The sequence below is a fragment of the Actinosynnema sp. NPDC059797 genome (genome assembly GCF_042732085.1).
Taxonomy (GTDB): domain Bacteria; phylum Actinomycetota; class Actinomycetes; order Mycobacteriales; family Pseudonocardiaceae; genus Actinosynnema.
The window spans coordinates 1-6,118 of the sequence record NZ_JBHWIE010000401.1 but is presented as its reverse complement, the minus strand read 5'-3'; the positions used below and the strand labels follow the sequence as shown (position 1 = coordinate 6,118).

Below are 6,118 nucleotides of genomic sequence, written 5' to 3'. Positions count from 1 at the left end.
CGCGCCGTGGGCGTCGACCTCCAGCGACCGCCGGCGGAGCTGTCGGCGGGGGTCGTGCGCCGCTGCCTGCGCGAGCGGGCGGCCGAGCTGGACCGGCTGCCGGAGGCCGAGCGGGCCGTGGAGCTCGCCCGGGTGTGGACGGTGCAGGAGGCGTGCGTCAAGGCCGAGGGCACCGGCCTGGCCGGGCGGCCGTGGGCGATCGACGTCCCGGCGCGCCCGGTCTCCGGCCGGTGGCGGCACTTCCGGTGGGTCGCCCTGCGCGACGCCGTCGACGTGCCGTTGAGCTGCGCGTTCGAGGAGTGGACATGCTGAGCTGCTACACGACCAACCTGGTCGACTGCCTGCGCCCCGAGCAGCCGGACGTCGACCGGCGGTTCGCCGAGGCGGTCGCCCTCTCGGTGCGCGTCGACCGGCCGGGCGAGGTGGCGTTCACCCACCACGCGCCGGTGGACCCGCGGCTGGGCTACCGGTCGGCCGGGGACTGGTCCGGCGCCGCGGCGGGCCTGCGCGAGGAGCTGGCCGACGCGGGGCGGGCGCTGGCCGTGGCCAACACCCGGAACCTGCCGTGGGCGCCGCCGTCCGACGAGGACGTCCCGCACTGGGTGCTGGTGACCGACCACGCCGACGGGCGCTGGCTGGTCGTCGACGGCTTCGAGGCGCTGCTGCCCCACGGCGAGCAGCGCCCCTACCGGGGCTGGTTCGACGACGACGCCCTGCGGGAGCTGCTCGCGCCGCTGCCGCCGCTGCGCCCCGAGGTGCACAACCGCGACGTGCACGCGCTCGGCGTGCCGGTCGCGGTGCCGGAGCCGGGCCGCTACCGGTGGCTGTCCCGGCGGGACGTGCCGCCGCCGCTGCCCCTGGAGGGCCGGTGGGTGACGGGCACCGGAGCCGCCCTGCAATACCTGGCCGAGCACGTCGCCGGCGACCCGGCGGCGCTGGGCCGCCACGCCGAGGACCTGTGGGCGGCGAGCAGGCACCACCAGTTCAAGCACGCCGGCGACCCGGTGGCCGCGGCGGCGTGGGCGGAGCTGCCCAGGGCGGTGCGCTTCGCGGTGCAGTCCGCCGAGCGCGGGCGCCCCCGCCCGGCCCTCGTGGTCCGGGCCTTCGAGGAAGTCATCGCGGTGGAGAGGCGGAACGGATGAGCAAGACCTTGTACGAGTGGTTCGCGGCGTCGGCCGCCAGGTTCGGCGACCACGTCGCGCTGGAGGTCGGCGACGAGCGGTTGACCTACGCCGAGCTGGCGGCGCTGGCCGACCGGATCGCCGCCGGGCTGGCCCGCGGCCCGCACGCGCGGGTCGGCCTGCTGGCCGCGCGCAGCACCCTGACCTACGCCGGTTACCTGGCGGTGCAGCGGCTGGGCGGCACGGTGGTGCCGCTCAACCCGGAGTTCCCGGCCGCGCGCAACGACACCATCGCCGCGTCCGCCCGGCTGGACCGGGTGCTGCGGGAGGGCGACGAGGTGCCCGCCTCGGCCGAGGGCCTCCGGCCGCGCACGCCGGGACCGGACGACCTGGCCTACGTCCTGTTCACCTCCGGGTCGACCGGGACGCCCAAGGGCGTCCCGATCCGGCACCGCAACGTGTCGGCCTACCTGGAGCACGTGATCCCGCGGTACGAGGTCGGGCCCGGCAGCCGCGTGTCGCAGACCTTCGACACCACCTTCGACGTCTCGGTCTTCGACATGTTCGTCGCCTGGGGCTCCGGCGCGACCCTGGTGGTGCCCACGCGCAACGAGGTGCTGGCGCCGGTCCGGTTCGTCAACGCCAAGCGGATCACGCACTGGTGCTCGGTGCCGTCGGTGATCTCCTTCGCCCAGCGGCTGCGGGCCCTCAAGCCGGGCAGCATGCCGACCCTGCGCTGGAGCCTGTTCGCCGGCGAGGCGCTGACCCTCCAGCAGGCCGAGGCGTGGCGGGCGGCGGCCCCCGGCAGCCGGGTGGAGAACTTCTACGGGCCCACCGAGCTGACGATCACCTGCACGGGGTACACGCTGCCCGCCGACCCGGCCGACTGGCCGCGCCCGGCGAACGGCACCGTGCCGATCGGCACGGCGTACCCGCACCTGGAGCACGTGCTGCTGGACGAGCACGGACGCCCCGCCGACGAGGGCGAGCTGTGCCTGCGCGGGCCGCAGCGGTTCCCCGGCTACCTCGACCCGGCCGAGAACGCCGGGCGGTTCCTGTCGTTCGACGGCGAGGTGGCGGTCGCCTACGACGGCGACGGGCCGCTGACCGAGGAGCACTGGTACCGCACCGGCGACCGGGTCCGCCGGGAGGGCGGCCTGCTGGTGCACCTGGGCCGGCTCGACCACCAGGTCAAGGTGCGCGGCTACCGGATCGAGCTGGGCGAGGTCGAGGCGGCGCTGCGCGACCAGCCGGGCGTGCTGGGCGCGGTCGTGGTGGCGGTGCCCGGCGGGGACGGCGAACTCGACCTGGAGGCGGTGTGCACCGGGGGCGACCTGGACGAGGAGGCGCTGTTGACCGCCCTGCGCGACCGGCTGCCCGGCTACATGGTGCCGCGGGGCGTGACCGTCCTGGACGAGCTGCCGCTCAACCCGAACGGCAAGACCGACCGCAAGGCGCTGTTCGCGCTGCTGAGCGAGCGGGTGGCGCGGTGACCTCGGTCGACGTGGTCGACGCGGAGGCCTTCCGGCGGGCCATGGCCCAGTTCCCGACGTTCGTCACCGTGGTCACCACGATGAGCCCCGAGGGGCCGGTGGGGTGCACGGCGAACGCGGTGATGTCGCTGTCGCTGGAGCCGTCGAGCGTGGTGGTGTCGCTGCGCAGCGGCGGCCGGACGCTGGAGCACGTCCGCGCCGCGGGCGCGTTCGCGGTCAACGCGCTGGCCTGGGAGCAGCGGGAGCTGTGCCGGCGGTTCGCCGTGGGCGACCCGGCCCGCCGGTTCGACGGGGTGCGGCACGTGCTGCGCGACGGCGTGCCCGTGCTGCCCGACGCGGTCGCGAGCGTCGGCTGCGTGATCGAGGACGCCCTGGAGGTGCACGACCACACGCTGGTGATCGGCCGGGTGGTCTGGTCGACCAGCGGGGAGCGCCCGGCGCTCGTGCTGCGGGCCGGCGAGCACCACCGGTGCTGAGCGCCGGCGCGGGCGGACCGCGGTCCGGGGGTCCCGCGGCGGGGAGGACCTCCGGACCGGCGGCGGGGCCGGCCGGGCTAGGCGTGCTCGGCCACCTGTTCGCTGACCACCCGCGTCGCGGCCTCGGTCAGCGCGGTGAGGGCCGCGTTCGGCGCGCGACCGCGCCGGCGGGCCAACTGCGTGTAGACGAGGAACGGGAAGGACCACGGCAGGCAGTGCAGCCGGCCCTCGGTGACCTCCGACCGGACGGTGACCGAGGGCAGGAGCGCGACGCCCAGGCCGGACGCCGCGGCCCGCTTGGCCACGTCGACGGAGTCGAGCGCCAGCACCGACGAGCGGTGCTCCGCGCCGGTCAGGTCGAGCAGTTGGACCAGCCGGTCGTGGTAGGCGCCCCCGCTCTCCGCCTTGATCAGGGTGACGCCGCGCAGGTCCGCGTCGGTGACGGTCGACCGGCGGGCCAGCGGGTGGTCGGGGCCGGTGACCAGGACCAGGGGCTCCTCGCACAGCACCGTGACGTCGAGGCCGTCCCGGTGTTCGACCTCATCGGTGAAGAACGCGCAGTCGAGGGTGCCGTCGCGCACCGCCGCCAGGTTGCCGGGGGTGTCGCGGGAGCGCAGCGACAGCCGGATTTCCGGGTGCCGCCAGTGGACGTACTCCACCAGGGGGAACAATCGGTACTCGGTGAGGCTCTGCGTGGTGCCGATGACGATGTTGCCCTTGGGCTCGTCGTCCACCGAATTCACTTTTAACGCTTTGTCCGTGAGCTTGATGATGTCGGAGGCGAGCGGGAGGAGTTCGGCCCCGGCCCGGGTCAGCTGTATGCCCTGGCGCAGCCGTCGGAACAACGGGGCGCCGAGCACTTCTTCGAGCGTTTTGATCCTCGCGGTGACCGTGGGCTGCGAACATTTGAGCACTTCGGCGGCCTTGGTGAAGCTCCCCGTCTGCGCGACGGTGGTGAAGGCGAGAAGATGACGTGTCTCCAACGATTCCTCCAATGCACGGTGAAGCGAGCCGGCACCCGGCGTCCCTGGTCGCGCCGGAACCGACCGCCCCACGTCCACCCAGTAGCACGTCCACCCAGTAGTACGACACGCACTCGATCGCACCGGTCTGCGACCTGCCCCCGTGCGGGACGGGCACCTCAGCCCGCGGTCGAGGCCCTCCGCCGAGGAGGCCCGCCCACCGCGCCGACGACCGAGGGGCGCCCTCCCGCCCCGGTTCGGCTCGGTGCCCGACATTGTCGGCGCCGGATCGCGGGAAACCTTTCGGGCTCACCGCGCGACGCCGTGAGGGGTAACAGGATCACGGAATCAGCTCAACCCGCCGGCGCACGGCCGCAGCGGTCCGGAAACGGATTGCCCCCAAGTCGTCAACGTGATCAGCTCTCCCCGGATGAGCGCCTTCTACGACGGGGCTCACAATGCCACAAATTCATGGAAAATGCAGTTTCACCGACGGTCACGGCTGGTTACTCCATCCGATGTGTAATCACGACTCCTGTCACGCGGCGTTCACGCCTCGGTGATGCGGCGCCGCTTGTGGTGCGCCGGCGCCGACCCGTATGGTGCAACTTGCACCGGGAGGTGAACGTTACCGGTTCGCGGCCCGTTTCCTGTGACGTGCATCACTTTATCTTGCGGACGGTGCGGGGAACCCAGGACGTTCCGCCGGCGGTGCCACCGGGCCCGCCGCCGCCAGCATCCGCTCCCCGATGGCGCGCAGGGCGTCCCGCAGCTCGGCGCACCCGACCACCCGGTACGGCGCCGGCAGCACCGCGAGCTGCTCGGCGTACCACACGGGGTTGCTGGTGCTCCCGACCAGGCGCGACGTCCCGGCGTCGACCGGTTCCAGCCTGCCCAGGGTGCGGGGCAGGCAGCGGGCCGCGACGTCGGCCGGCGCGTCGACGACGACCTCGACCTCGTACTCCCACCCGACCGCGAGGTGCTCCTCCAGCTCGGCGACGGGGTCCAGGTCGCGCGGCGGGTCGAAGGTCCCGTCGAGCACCTCCACCTCGCGGACCCGGTCCACCCGGTACGCCCGCCGGGCCCCCGAGGTGTGCGACAGGCACAGCAGGTACCACCGGCCGTGGCGCACCACCACGGCCCACGGGTCGGCCTCAACCACCCGGTCCGCCCCGGCCCCGGTGCGGTAGCCGAGCCGCACCGGGCGGCGGTCCGCGCAGGCCCGCACGAGGGTGCTCGCGGTCCGGGGGTCGGGGCGGGCGGCGGCGCGGTCGGGCGCGGGTGCCGCGGCGCGGCGGACGACCTCGGCCTCGCCGGCCACCGGGGCGGGCAGCGCCCCGATGAGCTTGCCCAGCGCGCTGCCGACCGGGCCCGCCGGGTCGCCCGCGTCGTGGTGGCCGTCCAGCACGGCCATGACCAGGCCGAGGGCTTCGTCGGCGCTGAACACCAGCGGCGGGAGCCGGACGCCGCGGCCGATCCGGTAGCCGCCGCGCGGCCCCCGGGTGGTCTCCACCGGGACGCCCGCTTCGCGCAGGATGCCGATGTAGCGCCGGGCGGCCCGCTCCGTGACGCCGAGCCCGGCGGCCAGCCTGCCCGCGGTGATGCCGGGGCTGTTCCGGACCAGTTCGAGGGCCAGCAGGGCACGTGCGGTGGGGCTCGCGTCGGGTTTCATTCTCTCCCGCGATCCGGAAGTGGAACGTCCGGATAGGACGTTACCGTCCGGCCATGATCGAGGACACCGTGATCCGCGAACCGGCCATGGCGGCCGGTGAGGCGGAGATGCTGATGTTCGCGCTGGAGCGCTCCCGCGCCCAGTTCGCGTGGAAGTGCGGCGGGCTGGACGCGGCCGCCCTGAACCGGCCCCACCCGCCGTCGGCGATGACGCTGGGCGGGTTGCTCAAGCACCTCGCGCTCGTCGAGGACCGGAACACCGCCCGCTACGTGACCGGGCAGCCGCCGGGGCCGCCGTGGGACGGGGCCGGGGTCGACTTCGACGCCGACCCCGACTGGGAGTGGCGCACCGCGCGCGAGCACGCGCCCGAGGAGCTGTACCTGTCTCTTATACA

At 74.5% G+C, this 6,118-nt stretch carries 7 protein-coding genes; 5 read left to right on the top strand and 2 right to left on the bottom strand.

Going from position 1 to position 6,118, the window contains the following annotated elements; translation table 11 throughout:
• From ACFV4N_RS38305 to ACFV4N_RS38290, 4 genes are all read left to right on the top strand, one after another.
• Positions 1 to 312: 4'-phosphopantetheinyl transferase family protein (locus ACFV4N_RS38305; protein ID WP_499677579.1), on the top strand; the 312-nt coding region annotated here is incomplete at its 5' end.
• Entirely contained in the window at positions 306 to 1,142 is an 837-nt protein-coding gene (locus ACFV4N_RS38300) for a hypothetical protein (protein ID WP_499677578.1), read from the top strand. The genes ACFV4N_RS38305 and ACFV4N_RS38300, both read left to right, overlap by 7 nt.
• A complete protein-coding gene (locus ACFV4N_RS38295; protein WP_499677577.1) occupies positions 1,139 to 2,614 on the top strand; it encodes an amino acid adenylation domain-containing protein in 1,476 nt (491 codons plus the stop codon). Before ACFV4N_RS38300 ends, ACFV4N_RS38295 begins: the two co-directional genes overlap by 4 nt.
• Positions 2,611 to 3,090 (top strand): flavin reductase family protein, encoded by a 480-nt coding sequence (locus tag ACFV4N_RS38290; protein WP_499677576.1) that lies wholly within the window; start codon positions 2,611 to 2,613, stop codon positions 3,088 to 3,090. The genes ACFV4N_RS38295 and ACFV4N_RS38290 overlap by 4 nt, the downstream gene beginning before the upstream one ends.
• A gap of 77 nt (positions 3,091 to 3,167) precedes the next feature.
• On the opposite strand, the gene ACFV4N_RS38285 is transcribed toward ACFV4N_RS38290, so the two are convergent.
• Positions 3,168 to 4,073 (bottom strand): LysR family transcriptional regulator, encoded by a 906-nt coding sequence (locus ACFV4N_RS38285; RefSeq protein ID WP_499677575.1) that lies wholly within the window; start codon positions 4,071 to 4,073, stop codon positions 3,168 to 3,170.
• Between the two features lie 646 nt (positions 4,074 to 4,719).
• Positions 4,720 to 5,724, bottom strand: a complete 1,005-nt coding sequence (locus ACFV4N_RS38280; protein ID WP_499677574.1) for a helix-turn-helix transcriptional regulator — start codon at positions 5,722 to 5,724, stop codon at positions 4,720 to 4,722.
• Between the two features lie 53 nt (positions 5,725 to 5,777).
• Between ACFV4N_RS38280 and ACFV4N_RS38275 the strand changes: the two genes are divergently transcribed.
• Positions 5,778 to 6,118 (top strand): mycothiol transferase (locus tag ACFV4N_RS38275; RefSeq protein WP_499677573.1); only part of this gene is annotated, 341 nt, incomplete at its 3' end.